At 69.6% G+C, this 16,889-nt stretch carries 17 protein-coding genes and 1 tRNA gene; 6 read left to right on the forward strand and 12 right to left on the reverse strand.

Annotated features, from left to right (window positions below; genetic code table 11):
* The first annotated feature begins 83 nt into the window (after nucleotides 1-83).
* The 3 genes from QRN44_RS12085 to QRN44_RS12095 all read left to right on the forward strand — a co-directional run bounded on the left by QRN44_RS12085 (nucleotide 84) and on the right by QRN44_RS12095 (nucleotide 2,682).
* Entirely contained in the window at nucleotides 84-560 is a 477-nt protein-coding gene (locus QRN44_RS12085; RefSeq protein ID WP_079002213.1) for a DapH/DapD/GlmU-related protein, read from the forward strand.
* A gap of 107 nt (nucleotides 561-667) precedes the next feature.
* On the forward strand, nucleotides 668-2,074 hold the full coding sequence (locus QRN44_RS12090) for a tyrosine-protein kinase domain-containing protein (protein WP_121290165.1): 1,407 nt from the start codon (nucleotides 668-670) through the stop codon (nucleotides 2,072-2,074).
* Nucleotides 2,071-2,682 (forward strand): arsenate reductase/protein-tyrosine-phosphatase family protein, encoded by a 612-nt coding sequence (locus QRN44_RS12095; RefSeq protein ID WP_121290163.1) that lies wholly within the window; start codon nucleotides 2,071-2,073, stop codon nucleotides 2,680-2,682. Before QRN44_RS12090 ends, QRN44_RS12095 begins: the two co-directional genes overlap by 4 nt.
* Nucleotides 2,683-2,787: 105 nt before the next feature.
* On the opposite strand, the gene QRN44_RS12100 is transcribed toward QRN44_RS12095, so the two are convergent.
* The 4 genes from QRN44_RS12100 to QRN44_RS12115 all read right to left on the reverse strand — a co-directional run bounded on the left by QRN44_RS12100 (nucleotide 2,788) and on the right by QRN44_RS12115 (nucleotide 6,346).
* Nucleotides 2,788-2,862: transfer RNA gene (locus tag QRN44_RS12100), tRNA-Gln, on the reverse strand.
* A 91-nt stretch (nucleotides 2,863-2,953) separates the two neighbouring features.
* The gene (locus QRN44_RS12105) at nucleotides 2,954-3,874 is read right to left on the reverse strand and encodes an NAD(P)/FAD-dependent oxidoreductase (RefSeq protein ID WP_121290161.1); all 921 of its coding nucleotides are present in this window, start codon (nucleotides 3,872-3,874) and stop codon (nucleotides 2,954-2,956) included.
* A complete protein-coding gene (gltX, locus tag QRN44_RS12110; RefSeq protein ID WP_121290159.1) occupies nucleotides 3,871-5,391 on the reverse strand; it encodes a glutamate--tRNA ligase in 1,521 nt (506 codons plus the stop codon). Before gltX ends, QRN44_RS12105 begins: the two co-directional genes overlap by 4 nt.
* On the reverse strand, nucleotides 5,384-6,346 hold the full coding sequence (locus QRN44_RS12115) for a LysR family transcriptional regulator (RefSeq protein ID WP_285039230.1): 963 nt from the start codon (nucleotides 6,344-6,346) through the stop codon (nucleotides 5,384-5,386). The genes gltX and QRN44_RS12115 overlap by 8 nt, the downstream gene beginning before the upstream one ends.
* Nucleotides 6,347-6,427: 81 nt before the next feature.
* Here QRN44_RS12115 and QRN44_RS12120 point away from each other — a divergent pair, with 81 nt between their 5' ends.
* Entirely contained in the window at nucleotides 6,428-7,501 is a 1,074-nt protein-coding gene (locus tag QRN44_RS12120) for an aminotransferase class V-fold PLP-dependent enzyme (RefSeq protein WP_121290155.1), read from the forward strand.
* Nucleotides 7,502-7,507: 6 nt separating this feature from the next.
* Here the strand turns inward: QRN44_RS12120 and QRN44_RS12125 are convergent, their stop codons facing one another.
* The 4 genes from QRN44_RS12125 to QRN44_RS12140 form a co-directional block, all read right to left on the reverse strand.
* Nucleotides 7,508-8,272 (reverse strand): fumarylacetoacetate hydrolase family protein, encoded by a 765-nt coding sequence (locus QRN44_RS12125; RefSeq protein ID WP_064296260.1) that lies wholly within the window; start codon nucleotides 8,270-8,272, stop codon nucleotides 7,508-7,510.
* Nucleotides 8,273-8,350: 78 nt separating this feature from the next.
* Nucleotides 8,351-9,466, reverse strand: coding sequence for a branched-chain amino acid aminotransferase (locus tag QRN44_RS12130; RefSeq protein WP_083397275.1), 1,116 nt, complete (start codon nucleotides 9,464-9,466; stop codon nucleotides 8,351-8,353).
* A 40-nt stretch (nucleotides 9,467-9,506) separates the two neighbouring features.
* Nucleotides 9,507-10,562, reverse strand: a complete 1,056-nt coding sequence (locus QRN44_RS12135) for a 3-isopropylmalate dehydrogenase (protein WP_121290153.1) — start codon at nucleotides 10,560-10,562, stop codon at nucleotides 9,507-9,509.
* Between the two features lie 100 nt (nucleotides 10,563-10,662).
* On the reverse strand, nucleotides 10,663-12,186 hold the full coding sequence (locus QRN44_RS12140; RefSeq protein WP_285039231.1) for an MFS transporter: 1,524 nt from the start codon (nucleotides 12,184-12,186) through the stop codon (nucleotides 10,663-10,665).
* A 114-nt stretch (nucleotides 12,187-12,300) separates the two neighbouring features.
* Here QRN44_RS12140 and QRN44_RS12145 point away from each other — a divergent pair, with 114 nt between their 5' ends.
* Nucleotides 12,301-12,858 carry a TetR/AcrR family transcriptional regulator gene (locus tag QRN44_RS12145; RefSeq protein WP_285039232.1) on the forward strand — a complete coding sequence of 186 codons (558 nt, stop codon included), beginning with the start codon at nucleotides 12,301-12,303 and terminating at the stop codon, nucleotides 12,856-12,858.
* A 115-nt stretch (nucleotides 12,859-12,973) separates the two neighbouring features.
* Here QRN44_RS12145 and serA read toward each other — a convergent pair whose 3' ends face one another.
* The 3 genes from serA to QRN44_RS12160 all read right to left on the reverse strand — a co-directional run bounded on the left by serA (nucleotide 12,974) and on the right by QRN44_RS12160 (nucleotide 15,607).
* Nucleotides 12,974-14,566, reverse strand: a complete 1,593-nt coding sequence (serA, locus tag QRN44_RS12150; RefSeq protein WP_079705615.1) for a phosphoglycerate dehydrogenase — start codon at nucleotides 14,564-14,566, stop codon at nucleotides 12,974-12,976.
* Nucleotides 14,567-14,681: 115 nt separating this feature from the next.
* Entirely contained in the window at nucleotides 14,682-15,053 is a 372-nt protein-coding gene (locus tag QRN44_RS12155) for a hypothetical protein (RefSeq protein WP_085510588.1), read from the reverse strand.
* Nucleotides 15,054-15,058: 5 nt separating this feature from the next.
* Nucleotides 15,059-15,607, reverse strand: coding sequence for a hypothetical protein (locus QRN44_RS12160; protein WP_285039233.1), 549 nt, complete (start codon nucleotides 15,605-15,607; stop codon nucleotides 15,059-15,061).
* Nucleotides 15,608-15,678: 71 nt separating this feature from the next.
* Between QRN44_RS12160 and QRN44_RS12165 the strand changes: the two genes are divergently transcribed.
* The gene (locus QRN44_RS12165; protein ID WP_285039234.1) at nucleotides 15,679-16,065 is read left to right on the forward strand and encodes a DoxX family protein; all 387 of its coding nucleotides are present in this window, start codon (nucleotides 15,679-15,681) and stop codon (nucleotides 16,063-16,065) included.
* Between the two features lie 45 nt (nucleotides 16,066-16,110).
* On the opposite strand, the gene QRN44_RS12170 is transcribed toward QRN44_RS12165, so the two are convergent.
* The gene (locus QRN44_RS12170) at nucleotides 16,111-16,866 is read right to left on the reverse strand and encodes a copper homeostasis protein CutC (RefSeq protein ID WP_064296255.1); all 756 of its coding nucleotides are present in this window, start codon (nucleotides 16,864-16,866) and stop codon (nucleotides 16,111-16,113) included.
* Nucleotides 16,867-16,889: the final 23 nt, after the last annotated feature.

A 16,889-nucleotide genomic window follows, 5' to 3' on the forward strand; every position in this document is an offset into this window, starting at 1 on the left:
TTCCCAGGCAGGCCCTGGGAAGGAATGACCGGGAGCCATCCGGCGTTGTCCCCAGTGTTGAGTAGACCAGAAGGGGGTCACCCATGGCGAGAGTGTACGAAGAGATCGAAGGCCGGACCGGCGAGGTGGAACGGTACCGTCACCACCCGAACGGCAAGGGCATGGTCGCAGCTCGTGCACTGATCGATCCGTCGGCGTTCATCGAACGCACCACCTTCGTGGAGGCTGACGCGGACATCCGTGCCAACGCCTGGATCGGTGCCGGAACCTGGATCGACCGGTCCGCGGTGATCGGCGAAGGCGCCTTCATCGGCGCGAACGTCCACATCGGGGAGCGCTGTGTCATCGGACGCGGAGCACGAGTCGGAAGCGACGCCCGTCTCGGCGCCGACGTTCAGGTCGCCCACGGCGCGAGCGTCGATCGGGACGCCAGGGTCGCAGACCGCACCGTGGTCGGCAGCGAACGACCGGTCATGACCGAACCGACGGTCCGTCAGACGAACCGCGCCCCGCGCCGACCTCGCGCGAACGGCACCGACCGGTTCGGGAAGGCCGCCTGACCGGCAGACCGCCCCACCACCGCCACGCAGGGCCCGGACTCGTGAGTCCGGGCCCTGCGTCGTCTCCGCTGCGCGAGAGGCTCATACCAGACGACTAACATATCAGGATGGACCTGAAGGACTACCTGCGCATCCTCCGCCATCGCTGGCTGCTCATCGTCGCGATCACCGCAGGAGCAGCGGCGCTCGCCCACGGGTACACCCTCATCACCCAGCCCGTGTACCAGTCGACGGGCCAGCTGTTCGTCGCCGTCACCGGCGGCGACTCCGTGGGCGACCTCAATCAGGGCAACGCCTTCGCCCAGAGCCGCGTCGCCTCGTATGTGATCCTCGCCACCGGTTCGACCGTGCGGTCCACGGTGGCGGAGCGCCTCGACCTCGACCCCGCGTCGCTCGTCGGGACGATCTCAGCCTCCAATCCCGCACAGTCGGTCCTGATCGACATCTCCGCCGTCGACAGCGATCCGGTCGCGGCAGCCCGCATCGCGAACACCGCAGCCCAGGTGCTCGTCGACCTCGTCGACGACGTCGAGAGCGCCAACGAGGTGGACGCTGCCGGCGCACCGGGCGATCCGACCCCGGTCGGGCTGACGATCGTCGAACAAGCGTCTCCACCCCGATCCCCTGTCGCACCCAACGCGCTGCAGAACCTCACGGTGGGTGTCCTCATCGGCCTCGCCCTGGGCGTCGGGATCACACTGCTCATCGAGGTCCTCGACACCCGTCTCCGCGGTCGCGCGGCGATCGAGAAGCTCACGGACACGAGCATCCTCGGCGCCTTCCACACGGAACCCGCCGACACGGCCCAACTCATCCTCGGATCGACGGAGAGCTACAGCCGTCGCGCCGAGAGCTTCCGGCAGCTTCGGACGCACCTCCAGTTCGCCTCCATCGACGGCGGACTCCGCAGTGTGATGGTCACATCCTCGGTCCCGGGCGAGGGGAAGAGCACCACCTCGGCGAACCTCGCGCTCGTCCTCGCGGAGGCGGGGAACTCCGTCCTCCTCGTCGATGCGGATCTGCGCCGACCCCGCCAGCACGAGATGTTCGGTCTCGAGGACGCGGTCGGGCTCACGACCGTGCTCACCGGCAGGATCAGCCTCGGCGATGCGGCGCAAGCGGTCGACGGGACGGGACGCCTCGCCGTCCTCACCTCCGGCGAGCTGCCGCCGAATCCGAGCGAACTCCTCGGATCAGCGGCGATGGAGCGCGCGCTCTCGGAGATGGAACGCGCGTACGACGTGGTGATCATCGACACGCCCCCACTCATCAACGTCTCGGACCCGACAGCGCTGTCGACCCTTGCGAGCGGCGTCCTGCTCGTGGCGTCGGCCGACGGGCGACTGCACCGTGACCAGCTCCGGCAGTCGCTCGAGAACCTCAGCTTCGTCCAGGCGAAGCTCCTCGGAGTCGTGCTCAACCGTGTCGAGGTGGCTCGGGGAGAACAGTCGTCGTCCTACGCGTACTACCACCGGACCGACCCGACGCGTCGACCAGGGCGGACCACGGTATGAACACCCCGCTCGATCCGTCTCCGACCCGGATCCTGATTGTCTGTACCGGCAACATCTGTCGATCCCCGTATGCCGAGGTCCTCCTCACGAGCGGGCTGGCGGAGGTCGAGGCGTGCGGCTTCGAGGTGCGGAGCGCCGGGACGGGCGCGCTGCGCGGACACCCGATCGACCCCTCGAGCGCGGCGCTGCTCGGTCCGCTCGCCGCGACGGCAGCCGGCTTCGCCGCGACGCAGCTCACCGCGGGCCTCATCACTCGACAGGACGTCGTCCTGACCATGACGCGGGAGCATCGCGGCGCCGTCCTCAGGTTGTGCCCGGAGGCGCTGCGTCGGACCTTCTCCTTGCGTGAGTTCGCCCGGCTCCTCGACACCGTCGAGTCGGGACGACTCCCCCGTTCGCGAGCAGGGCGCTGGAAGCATCTCGGCCCCGAACTGGCGGCCAACCGGACGGGCGCACGACTCCCGGATCCGGCCCAGGACGACGTCGTCGACCCGTTCGGCCAGGAACCTGAGGTCTTCCGTCGGATGGCCTCACAGATCGTCCCGGCCGTCGAGCGCATCATCGCGTTCGAGCGCACTGCCGTCCAAGAGGATTCCGGACCGCGGTGAGGACGTCGGCGTGCCTCCGCGTCCACCGGCCAACGGACGGGCTGATCACCCCGGAAACGACGAAGGCCCGCGATGATCGCGGGCCTTCTTCGTGATGTTCCTGTCTGGCTGGGGTACCTGGACTCGAACCAAGAACAACTGAACCAGAATCAGTCGTGTTGCCAATTACACCATACCCCACTGTCAGAACCGAAGCCCCGACCGAAGAACAACACTAGCCTACGGAGGCGGCCGTCTCAAATCGAAGCGTCCCGGGCGCGTCGCGGGTCACTCAGCTGGGGACGCCCGCGAGGTCCCGGTTGAGTGCGCGGGACACTCGAGCGCCGTTCCCGGCCGCCACGATGAGCTGCTGCGGACCGGGAGGCGTGATGTCGCCGGCGGCGTACACGCCCGGCACGGACGTGCGACCCCAGGCGTCGACCACGACGTAGCCGTCGGTGTCGCGATCGAGGGCGAGCCGTTCCAGATATCCGAGGGGCATGGCCCACTGCGGCCGGACGAAGCCGCCGGAGCGTGGGATGAGCACACCGTCGGCGAGGCGGACACCGGTGAAGCCATCGCGACCGCCCTCGAGCTCCGCGATCACACCGCGCTCGACCCGGATGCCCGCGGAGGCGAGCGCGGCCTCCTCCGGGCCGGTCACGGTGTCGGTCCCGTTCGTGAAGACGATGAGGTCCGACGACCACTGTGCGACGAGGATCGCCCATTCCGCCAGGTCCGTCGTCTCCCCGATGAGCGCGAGCGGCGCGTCGGCCTTCTCGTACCCGTCGCACTCGACGCAGCTGTGCAGATCCGTTCCGTAGAAGGCCCGCAGATTCGTGACCTTCGGCAACGTCTCCGTGAGACCGCTCGCGACGACGACCGTCCGGGTCACGACGTCGCGATCCGGCTCGCCGCGGACCCCCTGGGCGACGACGTGGAAGCCGTCAGCAGTCGGCTCGATCGACTGCACGGACGCGAACTGGACCTCCGCGTTCGCGTACGCCGCGACCTCCTCGCGCCCCATCCGCCGGAGATCCAGCGGAGCGATGCCGTCGCGGGTGAGGAAGCCGTGCGAGCGCAGCGTCGCAGCGTGCCGTGGGCGATTGCCGTCGAGCACGAGGATGCGCCGACGCGCGCGCGCCAGGTTCAGCGCGGCCGAGAGTCCCGCGGGTCCCGCGCCGACCACGACGACGTCGTACGAGTCGCTCATGACGCGAGGTGCGCGGAGAGCCGATCGAGTCGCGTGATCGATTCCGTCTTCCCGAGGATCTCGAGCGACTCGAAGAGCGGCGGGGAGATCCGACGCCCGGACGCGGCGACGCGGAGCGGGCCGTAGGCGATACGGGGCTTCAATCCGAGGCCCTCGATGAGTGCTCCGGCGAGCGCGTCCTGGATCGATCCGGCCGTCCACTCCGACTCCGGGACGAGCTCGAGCGCGCCGATGGATGCGGCGAGCACCTCGCCGGCGTTCGCTGGAAGGCCCTTGAGCGCGTCCTCCTGGTACTCGAGCTCCGAGGCGCCGCGGAACAGGAAGCCGAGGAGTGTGGGGACCTCACCGAGCAGCGCGATGCGCTCCTGGACGAGCGGGGCGGCTTGCTCGAGCACGGCCTGCTGCGCCTCGGTGACCGGCTCGCTCACCACACCGGCCTCGACGAGGTACGGCGTGATGCGGCCGAGGAAGTCGGCCGGCTCCAGCAGTCGGATGTGGTCGCCGTTGATGGACTCCGCCTTCTTGAGATCGAAGCGCGCCGGGTTCGGGTTGACGTCGACGACGTCGAACGCGGCGATCATCTCGTCGATCGAGAAGACGTCGCGGTCGCCGCTCAGCGACCACCCGAGCAGCGCGAGGTAGTTGATGAGCCCCTCCGGCACGAAGCCGCGGTCGCGGTGGTGGAAGAGGTTCGCCTCCGGGTCGCGCTTCGAGAGCTTCTTGTTGCCCTCGCCCATGACGTACGGCAGGTGACCGAACCGTGGGACGAAGGTCGTGAGGCCGATGTCGATGAGCGCGTGGTACAGCGCGATCTGCCGCGGCGTCGACGGCAGCAGATCCTCGCCGCGGAGGACGTGGGTGATCTGCATGATGGCGTCGTCGACGGGGTTCACGAGCGTGTAGAGCGGCTTGCCGTTCGGGCGCACGAGGACGAAGTCCGTGAACGACCCGGCCGGGAAGGTGATCTCACCGCGCACGAGGTCGTCGAAGCTGAGGTCGTCGTCCGGGACCCGCAGACGGAGCGCCGGCTCGCGGCCCTCGGCTCGGAACGCGGCGCGCTGCTCGTCAGTGAGGTCGCGGTCGAAGTTGTCGTACCCGAACTGCTTCGGCCGGCCGGCCGCCTCGTTGCGGGCGTCGATCTCGTCGGCGTTCGAGAAGCTCTCGTAGAGGTGCCCGGCAGCCGTCAGCCGCGCGATCACGTCGGCGTAGATGTCGCTCCGCTCGGACTGCCGGTACGGCGCGTGGGGTCCGCCGACGCCGACGCCCTCGTCCCAGTCGAGCCGCAGCCACGTGAGCGCGTCGACGAGCTGCTCGTAGCTCTCCTCGCTGTCGCGAGCGGCATCGGTGTCCTCGATGCGGAAGACGAGCTTGCCCCCCGTGTGCCGGGCGTACGCCCAGTTGAACAGCGCCGTGCGGACGAGACCGACGTGCGGCGTGCCGGTCGGCGACGGGCAGAACCGGACGCGGACGTCGGTGCCGGAAGCCGTGGAGAAGGGGTGCGTAATCGTGTCAGACATCGCCTGTCATCTTAGTCGCGCCGCCCAGGGACGCGGCGATCCGCAGGAGTGCAGCGACGGCGGGGATGCGGTCCGCGTGCTCGGCGCTGACGAGGTGGAGCGCCCGGTCGTCGTCGTTGCGCGTCGGCAGCACGACCACCTCGGTCGGCAGCTGCGCGGCCGCGAGCGCGAGCGTTGGTAGCAGGGCTACGCCGAGCCCGGCCGCCACCAGGGCGGTGACCGCGATCGCATTGTCGGTCTCGTGCGCGATGACGGGCTCGAAGCCGCTCGACCGGCAGAGGCCGAGGAGATGACCTCGGCAGCGCGGACAACCTGCGATCCAGCGCTCACCGGCGAGCGCGGCGAGGTCGACCTGTCGGTCACCGGCTCGAGCGTGGTCGACCGGGAGCACGAGACGCATCGGGTCTGTTCCGAACCGGCGCACGCGGAGCCCGGCCGCGCTCTCCCGATGCGGGTCGTCCGGGTCGTCCGGGTAGCTGAAGGTGATCGCGACGTCGGCTTCACCGGCACGGACCGCGGCGACGGCCTCCGGCGGTTCGGCCTCGACGAAGGAGACCCCGATCCCCGGATGCTCGTCGGCCAGACGAGCGAGGAGCTGCGGCACGAGCATCGACGACGCCGAAGGGAAGGCGACGAGGCGCACCCGGCCACTCCGCAACCCCGCGAGTGCCGCGACCTCCTCGGAGGCCGCGCGGACCGCTCGGTCCACCGCCACCGCGTGTCCGGCGAGGATCGCACCGGCCTCGGTGAGGCGGACGCCCCGACCGACGCGCTCGACGACCGGCATGCCGAGCCGACGCTCGAGCCGACGAAGGTGTTGGCTCACCGCAGGTTGACTCGAGCCGAGCGCGTGCGCGGCGGCCGTGATCGACCCGGTCGAGGCGATGGCGCCGACGACGAGGAGGGAACCGGCGTCGAGGGTCGATGACGAGGGATGCGGTGAGAGGGTGGACACCCTCGAAGCATAATCCACGGTTATGGTTCTCATCGAGAGCCTGTCCTTGTCGCATGGATACCGGGCGAAGAGACTGGATGCATGAGCACCCTCAGCCTCCAGGAAGCCAGCGGATCCTTCCCATCCGCACCCGGCTACCTGGCCGCCTGCACGCTGGGACTGCCGACGATCGGCACGACGGACGCCGTCATGGCCGACCTCTCCGCGTGGCAGGCTGCTCGAACCGATGCAGCCGCCTACGGCGCCGTCGTCGAGCGCGTGCGCGGTTCCTTCGCCGAGCTGGTCAACGTGCCGGTCCGTTCGGTCGCGATCGGATCCCAGACCTCCGCCATGGTCGCCATGATCGCGGCGTCGGTGCCGGACGGCGCCGAGATCCTCTGCGTCGAGGGCGACTTCAGCTCGCTCGTCGCTCCATTCCTCGTGCAGGCGCACCGCGGCGTGCGTGTCCGCCACGCACCGCTCACCGAACTCGCCGCCCACATCGACGCCTCGACCTGGCTCGTCGCCTACTCCGCGGTGCAGTCCGCGACCGGCGCGGTCGCCGACGTGGTCGCGATCCGTGAGGCGGCGGCCGTCCACGGCACACTGACGCTCAACGACCTCACCCAGGCCGCGGGGTGGCTCCCCGTCGACGCCTCGGCCGACGACATCACCGTGTGCCACGCCTACAAGTGGCTCTGCGCGCCACGAGGTGTGGCGTTCATGACGGTGCGCGACGAGGTGTCGGACCGCCTCCGACCGAGCCAGGCCGGTTGGTACTCGGGCGACGACGTCTGGTCGTCCTGTTACGGACCGTCGTTGCATCTCGCCGAGAGCGCTCGACGGTTCGACGTCTCCCCCGCGTGGCAGGCCTGGGTCGGCGCCGAGCCCGCCATCGCCCTCTTCGCGGCGGTCGACGCCGTCGCCGTGTACGAGCACGACACCCGGCTCGCAGCATCGCTCCGGGAGGGCATCGGCGAGAGCCGGTCGCTCCTGACGGGAACTGCCTCGGCGATCGTGACGTGGACGGACCCCGATGGACACGACCTCCGGGCGCTGCAGTCGGCCGGGATCACCGCATCGGGTCGCGCGGGCCGTGCGAGGGTCGCGTTCCATCTCTGGAACACCGACGACGACGTCGCAGCTGCGCTGACCGCTCTCGGCCAGCGCAGCTGACGCGGGTCAGGGCCGGCGGCCGGTGTTCCGGAGGATGCCGATGCCCGAGACCTCGACCTCGACGACCTGCCCGTCGGTGAAGGGTCCGACGCCGGCCGGGGTCCCGGTCAGGATGACGTCGCCCGGGAGGAGCGTCCAGACGGCGGACGCGTACTCGACGATCGCACCGATGGAGTGCACCATGTCGGAGAGCGGGGCGTGCTGGCGGACCTCACCGTCGACTCGGGTCTCGATCGTCGCGCCGTCGAAGGAGAACTCCGTCTCGATGTAGGGGCCGAGCGGGCAGAACGTGTCGAACCCCTTCGCCCGGGCCCACTGACCGTCGGACTCCTGGAGGTCGCGGGCCGTGACGTCGTTCGCGATCGTGTAGCCGAAGATGACCTCGTCGGCACGCTCCGCGCTGACGTTCTTGGCGACGCCGCCGATCACGATGGCGAGCTCACCCTCGAAGTCGATGCGCTCGGACTGCTTGGGGAAGACGACGGCGTCTCCCGGCCCGACCACGGAGGTGTTGGGCTTCAGGAAGAGCAGCGGCTCGGTGGGAGCCTCCCCGCCCATCTCGGCTGCGTGGTCGTGGTAGTTCTTGCCGACGGCGACGACCTTGGAGCGAGGGATGACCGGCGCGAGCAGGACCGCATCCGCGAGCGGGACACGCTCCCCCGTCGGTTCGAAGCCCGAGTAGAGCGGATCGCCGTCGAGGACGACGAGATCCGCATCGTCGATGATGCCGTAGCGGATGGCCTGATCGTGACTGAAGCGAGCGATTTTCACCACTCCAGCCTATCCCGAGGTGCCCCGGCGACACGGAAGCCCCGCACGAGGTGCGGGGCTTCCCAGGCTGCTCGGAGGCTACTCCGCGTCGAGCCGCGTCATCCACCCGTGACGGTCGGGCAGGCGGCCGTACTGGATGTCGGTCAGTTCCTGACGCAGCGACATCGTGAGTTCGCCCGCCGGAGCGTCGGCGTCGCCCACGGTGAAGTCCTTGGCCTTCAGCTGCGCGATCGGTGTGACGACCGCAGCCGTCCCGCAGGCGAACACCTCGACGATGTCGCCGCTCTCGACGCCGTCGCGCCACTCGTCGATCGTGACCCGACGGCGCTCCACCCGGTGTCCACGGTCCTCCGCGAGCTGCAGGATGCTGTCGCGGGTGATGCCCTCGAGGATCGAGTCCGACTCCGGCGTGACGAGCGTGCCGTCGCGCTTGACGAGGACGACGTTCATCCCGCCGAGCTCTTCGATGTAGGTCGCCTCCTGTGCGTCCAGGAAGAGCACCTGGGCGCACCCGTGCTCGTACGCCTCGGCCTGCGGGAGCAGGGAGGACGCGTAGTTGCCGCCGGTCTTCGCCGCCCCGGTGCCGCCCTTGCCCGCACGGCTGTAGTCGGTGGACAACCAGATGGACACGGGGGTGACGCCGCCCGTGAAGTACGCGCCGGCCGGGCTGGCGATGACGTAGTAGTTGACCTTCTTCGCCGGGCGGACGCCGAGGAAGGCCTCCTTGGCGAACATGAACGGTCGCAGGTACAGGCTGGTCTCCGGCGCGGACGGCACCCAGGCGCCGTCCACGGCGATGAGCTGCTTGATCGACTCGACGAAGTACTCGACCGGGAGCTCAGGCAGCGCGAGCCGCTTGGCCGAGCGCTGCAGGCGGCGGCCGTTGGCGTCGGGGCGGAACGACCAGATGGAGCCGTCGGCGTGACGGTACGCCTTCAGTCCTTCGAAGATCTCCTGGGCGTAGTGGAGGACGGCGGCGGCCGGGTCGAGCGAGATCGGACCGTACGCCTGGACCCGCGGGCGGTGCCATCCACCGCGCTCGGACCAGCAGATGTCGACCATGTGGTCGGTGAAGTGCTGCCCGAAGCCCGGATCGGCGAGGATCACGTCGCGCTCGGCGTCGGGGACGGGCTGCTCGTTGGGGGTCACGGTGAAGGCGAGCTCGCGCTGCGCCATGGGGAGGTTGATCGTCATGATGGTGTCTTCCGTCGTGATCTGCGTGTCTGGTGGGCGTCTACCGGTTCGCCGCGAGGGCTGCGATCGCATCGCCGACCTCGGTCGTCGTGCGTGCTGCGCCGGTGCGGGCGGCGATGTCGGCGGTGACGGCAGTGGCGACTCGCGCCGCCTCCGTCTCGAGCCCGAGATGCGACAGCATCAAGGAGACGGAGAGGATGGCGGCGGTCGGGTCGGCCAGCTGCTTCCCGGCGATGTCGGGCGCCGATCCGTGGACGGGCTCGAACATGCTCGGGTACGTGCCGTCCGGGTTGATGTTTCCCGAGGCCGCGAGTCCGATGCCGCCGCTGATCGCGCCGGCCAGATCGGTGAGGATGTCGCCGAAGAGGTTGTCCGTGACGATGACGTCAAATCTAGCAGGATCCGTGACGAGGAAGATGGTGGCCGCATCGACGTGCAGGTAGTCGACCGCGACGTCGGGGAACTCCGCGGACACCGCGTCGACGACGCGCTTCCAGAGCGACCCGGCGAAGACGAGGACGTTGGTCTTGTGGACGAGGGTGAGCTTCCCCCGACGCGCGGCCGCAGCGGCGAACGCATAGCGCACGACCCGCTCCACACCGTACGCGGTGTTGACCGACACCTCGTTCGCGATCTCGTGCGGCGTGCCCTGGCGGATCGCTCCGCCGTTGCCGACGTACGGCCCCTCCGTGCCCTCGCGGACGACGACGAAGTCCACGTCGCCGGGCTCGCTCAGCGGGCTCGGGACGCCCGGGTACACGACGGTCGGGCGCAGGTTGACGTAGTGGTCGAGGCTGAACCGGAGCTTGAGGAGCAGCCCTCGCTCGATGTTCGCGTTCACGAGCCGGGGGTCGCCGGGCACGCCGCCGACCGCTCCGAGGAGGATGGCGTCGTGCGAGGCGATCGCGGCGAGGTCCGCGTCGGTCAGCACGTCGCCCGTCTCGAGGAACCGGGCGGCGCCGAGCGAGAAGGGCGTCTGCTCGAACCGGACGTCGCCACCCTGCACCGCCGCATCGAGGACCTTGAGCGCCTCGCCGACGACCTCGGGACCGATCCCGTCGCCGGGGATGACTGCGAGCTTGACGGTGCGGGACATGCGACTCCTGAGGATGCGACGACGGTGTGCGCCCAGCTTAACGCCTCCGACCTCGGGCGGATCGTGCCACCCGTCTCCGGGTGGCACGATCGACGGAGCGCTACCGGATCCGGCGCAGACCGATCGCCGCGACGAGCATGGCGGCCACGATGAGGCCGACGCCGATCCACGCTGCGACACCGACACCGCTGTCGAAGGCGTGCCGCGCGGAGTCCATGAGTGCACCCGCGAGGTCGCCGGGCAGCTGCGCGGCGACGTTCGCCGCACCACCCAGTGTCTCCCCCGCCGCCTGCTGCTGCGCAGCGGTCAGTCCGTCCGGCAGGACGACCGACGACCGGTAGGAGGCGGTGAGCACGGTGCCGAGCGTCGCCGTGCCGAGCACCGCGCCGAGCTCGTACGCGGTCTCGGAGACACCGGACGCCGCGCCGGCCTTCTCCGGCGGCGCACTCGCGATCACGAGTTCGTTCGACACCGTCTCGGCGGACCCGATGCCGAGCCCGAGGGCGACGAACGCGAGACCGATCCCGAGGGCCGACACGTCTCCCCCGGTGATCGCGATGGAGGCGTATCCGACGGCGGAGACGACGAGTGCGATCGGGACCACGATGCCCGGACGGACCCGCTTGGAGATCGGCACGATCACGAGGCCGGCGATGATCATCACGATGAGCCCGGGGAGCAGGACGAGCCCGGCGTCGAGCGGCTGCAGGCCCAGCACCAGCTGCAGGTGCTGCGACACGAAGAACAGCCCACCGACGAGCGCCGTCACGCTCAGCAGGTTGATGACCACGGCGCCGCTGAACGAGGCCCGCCGGAACAGGCTCAGGTCGAGCAGCGGGTGCTCGAGGCGGAGCTGACGACGGATGAAGAGGACGCCGCTGACCACGCCGACGACCATCGAGACGACCGTGAGCACGTCGAAGCCGGCTTCCGCCAGATGCTTGATGCTGAACACGAGTGGCGTCATGGTCAGGAGGATGAGCAGGATGCTCGGGACGTCGATGCGTCCGGGGTTCGGGTCCTTCGACTCCGGGATGAGGAAGGGCGCGAGGACGACGAGCGGCAGGAGGACCGGTACGGCGAGGAGGAACACCGCACCCCAGGCGAAGTGCTCGAGGATGATCCCACCGACGATCGGCCCGAGCGCGCTGCCGGCGGCGAACCCGCTGGCCCAGACGGCGATGGCGAACCGTCGCTGGTCGCGGTCGAGGAAGATGTTCCGCAGCAGCGACAGCGTCGACGGCATGAGCATCGCTCCGAAGAACCCGAGAGCCGCCCGAGCCGCGATGAGGATCTCGGCGCTGGGCGCGAACGCCGCGGCGACGGAGACGACACCGAATCCGACGGAGCCGATGAGCAGGAGGCGACGACGACCGATGCGGTCGCCGAGGCTGCCCATCGACACGAGCAGGCCGGCGAGGACCAGCGGGTAGACGTCGACGATCCAGAGCAGCTGCGTGCCGGTCGGGGTGAGCGCGCTCGAGATCGCGGGCAACGCGAAGTTGAGGACGGTGTTGTCGACCGACACCAGCAGGACGGGGAGCATGAGGACGGCGAGCGCGAACCAGGCTCGCCGGCCGGCACGGGGAGCGGCGACGGCGGTGGGTTCGGTGGCGGTGGACACGGGGACCTCTTTCACGGCGTGGAGAACGGCGCCGGTCGGGCGCCGCCCGCTCGACTATACCGTCCAGCCGGTATAGTATCAATCCGAATCCGACGAGCCGAATACCATGGAGCCATGGCGAAGCAGACCGCAGCCCGAGAACGCGTCCTCGACGCCTTCGCCGAACTCCTCATCGAGCAGGGTGAACGCGCCGCCACCCTCGAAGCCGTCGCCGCGGCGGCCGGCGTCTCCAAGGGCGGTCTGCTCTACCACTTCGGCAGCAAGGAGGCCCTCGTCGACGGCCTCATCGAGCGGCTCTCGGACATGAGCGAGGCCGACACGGCGCGGATGCTCGCGGCCCCGGAGGGTGTCGTCGAGTACTTCGTGCGGACCTCCGTCGACTGCGGCACCCCGTTCGACCGGACGATCATCGCCGTCGCGCGGCTGGCGCAGGGACAGCACGCCCAGGCGAGCGAGGCGATGGCGGACATCCGTCGGAGCTGGTTGCGCACGGTGGAGGACGCCGTCGGCGATCCCGACACCGCCCGCGCGATCGTGTTGATGTCCGACGGCCTGTACGCCAACACCGCGCAGCTCGGCATGGGGATCAGCGATCCCGATGAGGGCAGTGACGAGTCGATCGAGCGGCTCCTGGCCGTCATCGCGCGACTGCTTCCCGCCGGCGGTCGCTGAGCCGCGACCCACGCCGGGCGTACCGAAGCGGCGACGGCGTCTCGGCGTCTGGACCTAGCGACGACGATGCCCCGCACCGGACGGCGCGGGGCATCGGGTCGGAGCAGCGGTCTGGCTACTGCTCGGTGATGTCGATCTCGCGGAGCAGCGTCGCGTCGATCGTCTCGCGGATGACCTCGAGGACGTCGTCGGCGACCGGCGAGTCGACCGTCAGGACGCTCAGCGCCGGGCCGCCGGCCTCGTGACGGGCGATCTGCATGCCCGCGATGTTGATGCCCGCCTCGCCGAACCGCTGACCGTAGACGGCCACGATGCCGGGCCGGTCGGTGTAGACCATCACGATGTGGTGCTTCGCGAACGGCACCTCGACGTCGTAGCCGTTGATCTCGACGATCTTCTCGGTCTGCTTCGTGCCCGTCAGCGTGCCCGACACCGAGATCTGCGATCCGTCGCTGAGGGCTCCGCGCAGCGTGATGACGTTGCGGTACTCCTCGCTCACCTCGTCGGTGAGCAGGCGCGTGACGACACCGCGCTGCTCGGCGAGCAGCGGGGCGTTCACGTACGAGACCGTCTCGCTGACGATGTTCGTGAAGATCCCCTTGAGCGCGGCCAGCTTCAGCACGCTGACGTCGTACCCGCTCAGTTCGCCGTGGACCTCGACGTCGACGCTCGTGAGCGACGAGGTCGACAGCGCGGCGAAGACCTGACCGAGCTTCTCGACGAGCGGGATGCCGGGACGGACGTAGGGGTCGATCACACCGCCGGCGACGTTGACCGCGTCCGGGACGAGTTCGCCGCCGAGCGCGAGGCGCACGGACTTGGCGACCGAGACGCCGGCCTTCTCCTGCGCCTCATCGGTGGAGGCACCGAGGTGCGGCGTCACGATGACGTTCTCGAGCCCGAGCAGCTTCGTGTCGGTGGGCGGCTCGCTGACGAAGACGTCGAGGCCGGCACCGGCGATGACATGGTTCGACAGCGCTTCGTACAGCGCATCCTCGTCGATCAGGCCGCCGCGGGCGACGTTGACGACGTAGGCCGTCGGCTTCATGAGCGCGAACTGCGGGCCGGCGATCATGCCCGTCGTCTCCGGCGTCTTCGGCATGTGGATCGTGATGAAGTCGGACTGCGCCAGCAGCTCGTCGAGCGTGACCAGCTGCACCCCGAGCTGCTGCGCACGAGCGGACGTGATGTAGGGGTCGTACGCGATGACGTTCGTGCCGAACGCCTGCAGACGGGCCGTGATGAGGGCACCGATACGGCCGAGGCCGATGATGCCGATGGTCTTCTCGTACAGCTCGGTACCCGTGTACTTGGACCGCTTCCACTGTCCCTGGGCGAGCGCTGCGTGCGCGGCCGGGATGTGGCGGGCGAGGCTCAGGATGTGCCCGACGGTGAGCTCGGCCGCGGAGATGATGTTCGAGGTCGGCGCGTTGACGACCATGACCCCGGCCGTCGTGGCCGCCTTGATGTCGACGTTGTCGAGACCGACACCCGCGCGCGCGACGACCTTCAACCGGGTGGCCGCCTGGATGGCCTCTTCGTCGACCTTGGTCGCGGATCGGACCAGGATGGCGTCGGCGTCGGCGATCGCCGCGAGCAGAGCCGGACGGTCCGTCCCGTCGACGGAGCGCACGTCGAAGTCGGGCCCGAGGGCGTCGACGGTTGCTGGTGAGAGTTCTTCGGCGATCAGTACGACCGGTTTCGACACGGAACGGTTCCTTCGCAGTAGCAGTGGGGTGGGCAGCGCGTCGGTGTCCGGCGGCCATCGCAAGCCTATCGGAGGCGCACCGGGCGCTTCGTCGTGTGACGAGGCGGCGGCCGGGTCAGACGGAGAGGTCGATCAACTGCTGGGCGCCGAACATCGCGAGGACCGACAGCGAGATCGCCGCGACGACGCACAGTGCGACGAGATAGCGCACGGCCTGCTCGCCGAGCGACCGGTCGCGACCGGTCCAGAAGGCGATCGCGAAGGCCACGATCGGCAGGAGCAGGCCGCCGATGAGGACGACCCAGCCGAGTGGCAGCACCGGCACGGCGAGGCCGTTCGCCGTTCCGACGATGCCGACGAGGTTACCGACGGCCTCGAAGACGTCATAGGCGAAGAACAGGCCGAACAGGACGGCGATGGACCAGCTGAGCCAGCCGGGCCGCTCGGCGGCGGGTTTCGACACGGGGTCCGCGGTGGTGGAGGGCATCAGGGTCACACTCCTCGGAGGAACGGCCAGGGCAGGATGAGCACGACACCGAGCAGGAGCATCGCGATCCTGACGACCGGTCTGCCGCCGCGGGTCAACCAGAGGGTCGCCGCCATCCAGACGGGTCCCGCGGCGACCGCGAGTCCCTGTCCGAGATCGAACATGAATCGGCCGACCGCGTCGCTCGGGACGGCCGCGTCAGGGCGGAACGCCGAAATCAGCCAACCGACGCTGTACAGCAGGAAGACCCCGCCGAAGATACCGAGCGTGACGAGCATGACCGAGCTCATCTGCTCGCGCTCTCCGACACCAGCCTCGTCCGTGACCCGATCGGTCGACTTCGCGACGTCGACCTCGACAGGAGGGGCCACCGGTTCCGCGACCGGACCGGCCGACTCCGAGGCCGACGGGACCGCCGCGGTCGCCCGACCACGCGTGATCGGCTCCTGTGATGCGGGCTCGAGCGTGGTCCGGTCGCCGGAAGCCGAGGTGTCGAGCGTCGGATCATCGTCGCCCGCCCAGCTCAGCGCGTCTTCGTCCCGCGGCTCAGTCATACCGCCAGCCTATCGCCGCCGGGCCGACCGTCGAGCGCGGCGATCTGCACTCGACGGAGCAGAATTGCCTCGTGAACCCGTTCCCGCTCCTGCAGTCCGTCCTGACCGTCGTCCTCGCGATCATGTTCATCGGCATGGGAGTCCTCCACTTCCTCCCGGGACCGGCGAAGACCATGGCCGCGATGATCCCGGGACCCTTCCGGAACAGCACCATCACACCGCGGATGCTCGTCGTCTTCACCGGTGTGTGCGAGATCGCGGGCGGCGTCGGGCTGCTCGTCCCACCCACCAGGCTCGCCGCAGTGGTCTGCCTGATCGTGTTCCTCGTCGCGGTGTTCCCGGCGAACGCCGCGGCCGCACGCCAGCCCGAGCGGTTCGGTCGCCTCGCCGTACCGTTCGTCCCACGACTGATCGGTCAGCTCGTGCTGATCCTCGCCCTCGTCATCGTGGCGCTCTGATCGCTCGATAGGACCGATCGACGATCCCCTCGGTGGCGACGGGTCTCAGACGGCGACGGCAGCGCGCCTGGCCGCGGCCACCGCGCGAGCGACGGTCGTCGCGTCCGTGATGTCGTAGCTCGGCGACCCTCCGCCGGGGCCGGTCTCGGTGACCCGGCCGGCACGACGACGGGCGGACAGGTGCACCGCGTCGACACCCGCCCGGGCGAGGGCGGGGATCGCATCGATCGTGACGCCGCCACCGGCCATGATCTGCATCGAGCTGTCACCCCTCGAGGCCATCTGCGCGAGCTTCTCCGCGCCGTCGATGCTCGCGCGCGCGCCGCCGGAGGTCAACAGACGGTCCACACCGGCGTCGCGCAGCTGGTCGGCGGACCGGACGGGGTCGGTCGTGGCGTCGACGGCCCGGTGGAACGTCACCGCGAGCGAGCCCGCAGCCTGACGCAGCTGAGCCAGCGCCTCCAGGTCGATCGTCCGGTCGGACCGGAGGGCGCCGACCACGATGCCCGCAGCACCTGCGGCCTCGAGCGCGAGGATGTCACCGGACATGACGTCGATCTCCGCGGGCGAGTAGACGAAACCACCCTCTCGCGGACGCACGAGCACGTGCACGAAGTCGCTGAGCCCGGCTTCGTCCGCAGCACGGACCGCCGCCATGACCAGTCCGATGGAGGGGGTGAGCCCACCGGTGCCGAGGGCCTGGCACAACTCGACCCGCTGGGCTCCCTCGCGGATGGCGATGCGGACCCCCTCCACGTCCTGGACGGCGATCTCGACGGCGATTGGCGACTGGAGGCTCATTGAACCCATTGTTCCAGTGATCC

This window comes from Plantibacter sp. lyk4-40-MEA-4 (assembly GCF_030209415.1).
GTDB classification, from domain to species: Bacteria; Actinomycetota; Actinomycetes; order Actinomycetales; family Microbacteriaceae; genus Plantibacter; species Plantibacter flavus_A.